General features: G+C 44.1%; 1 protein-coding gene and 1 pseudogene. Both read left to right on the plus strand.

Features of this window, described 5'->3' with window-relative positions; all coding sequences use genetic code 11:
- Positions 1-976 (plus strand): annotated as a pseudogene (locus QTO00_RS18290) (tetratricopeptide repeat protein); the annotation flags it as partial.
- Positions 977-1,075: 99 nt separating this feature from the next.
- A partial coding sequence (locus QTO00_RS18295; protein ID WP_331426050.1) for a sensor domain-containing diguanylate cyclase occupies positions 1,076-2,312 on the plus strand: 1,237 nt, incomplete at its 3' end.

The raw sequence follows: 2,312 nt of genomic DNA on the forward strand, positions 1-2,312 counted from the left end.
AAACTACCTCAAACAGTACAACTCACTGGCAACCATAGAGCAGCAAGAGTTAGATTTAATCAGTGAAGATGCATTTCGTCAGCAAAAAGAGTTTGTTGAGCAGACATTGCACTTAAGCGGTCAGAAAAAAGAGCTGGAACAGACTCACCTTGAGTATCGTAAGTTCCAAAAGATCACCTTTACCCTATTCGCTCTGTGCGCATTGTTATTTGTCTTCATTCTTCGTCGAGGCCATATCATCAGCGTGCAAAAAGAGGAGCTTGATGAGCTAAACGAAGATCTCTACACCCACTCACGTTCTGGGCTAAAAAACCTGCGCATGTTGAATGCTAAACTTCCAGCCTCACTAGAAGAGAGCAATCATAAGTTCGAGAAATGGCATGTTGGTGAGTTGATTCATGAGCCTCTTAACGACCGCCTACGTTTCGTCATGATTGATGTACCGTTTTTGCGCAACATGTATTTGCAACACGGCTACCAAGAAGGCTTGAAACTAGAACGTGCATTTGGCGATTATCTGCAACAACGAGTCGAGCATCCAGCACGTATTTATCACTTCTCCGATGCAAACCTGCTCTACATTGAGCCAAACAGTGAGCGCAACACCAACCCTGAAGAGTTGTTCGAAAAGATCCAACAGTGGATCTTAGAGTTCAAACCAGATCGTTTACTCAACCGCATCATTCGTATTGGTATGGCAGACTATCCTTTCCTACCAAGGGCGTATACCGCAATTAATGATAAGGAACTAGTTGATGTGCTACTTATGTCAACCAGTACCGCACGAACCTTAAGCATGAAAGAGAACTCGAGCCAATGGGTTTACTTGCGAGCGATTGAAAACGCACCGGCAGCAAGTTTAGCTACAGGTAATATCCGCAAGGCATGCAAGCACTCCATCAATCAAGGGCTAATTAAGGTCCACTCTTCTTTCAAGAATGAGGACAGCATCAAAAAACTGTTAAAAGATGAATAAAAGCTAACCAATCAAACGTAGTAAATCGTGACGGCCGTGATTTATTTGATATTATCGATAAATTACTAGATATAAGTTGAATCTCATTTAAGTTACTCCATGGGCGTTATCGAACAAGATCTTCAGTCACAGCTGCACAACCTGAAATCTCAATTGGAACAAGTTCGATTGACACAAAGGGATACCTCGTTCAAATTTAATAGAGAGCAAAAGGTACTTCAACGTGTTATCGCTTCATTAAGTAATGCTTATCAATGTGAAAATCCGCGCCTACAAGCGGGGCTCACTGAGCTGATTCAAGCGATAGAGCAACAACAAGACGTCAGTACCTTGATTCCGAAACTTGCAGTCTTAGAGCGTTTACTAAAACAACAAGGCTTGGCTATGGAGCAACAAACCGAACATTTGGATTGCCAAATAAAGCACAGCGGTGAAACTCTGCTTCGTTTGACCGGACTACCCGCGCGAATCAAACGTGATCTGCGTGATTTGCTCAGTTATTCCAGTGGTCTTAAACACCCCCGTTCTGAGCAAGCCCTAAAACTCCTTAGTCTCTACGAACGCTCGGTAAAAATCATTACTTCCAACCCTGATTACAGCGTAAACCAAGTTGCTGCTAGTTCCGATCGTGATCTATTACTCCGTTTATCTGAAGAGTTGCAACACCTGATCACTGAGTTGGATTTCGAAGGCGAGTCTGGCGACCTACTGATAGATATCCGCGCGAAGCTACTGATTGGTGTCAACAGCCACGCCTTACTTGAGCTGACATTACAAACACTGAAGCTAGTGATTGAAGGGACACATTATGAGCGCAAGACTTCTGAACAGTTCCTTGAGCAGGTCAATGCTTCACTCTCTACCTCATTGAAGAGTGCGGCACAGAACTCACAACAATCCCACAGTTATTTTGCTCATCGTCAAGAGATGAACGATGAGCTAGAAGAGTTGGTAGCAGATACGCAAGCTAAAGTCGCCAACGCAGAGAGCATAGAGTCACTGAAACAGCAAGTGAACCCACTACTGACCCAACTGAATTCTCTATCTGAGCGATTAAAACATGCAGAGCAACGTGAGCAAGCGCTACTAGAACGAATGGACTATGGCAAAAACCAACTTGAAGCTCTGTTCGATATCACCCAAGACTACCGCCGCCGTTTAGAAGATCAGGCACAACGTATGCTGCTTGATCCACTAACAAAGGTATACAACCGCGCCGCGTTTGGTGATCGACTTGAGCTTGAATACCGCCGCTGGATACGAGCACAACATACCCTGCGCGTGGTTATTTTAGATATTGACGGTTTCAAAGCGATCAATGATAGCTTTGGTTATA

It is taken from the genome of Vibrio sp. M260118 (genome assembly GCF_036533755.1).
Lineage (GTDB): Bacteria > Pseudomonadota > Gammaproteobacteria > Enterobacterales > Vibrionaceae > Vibrio.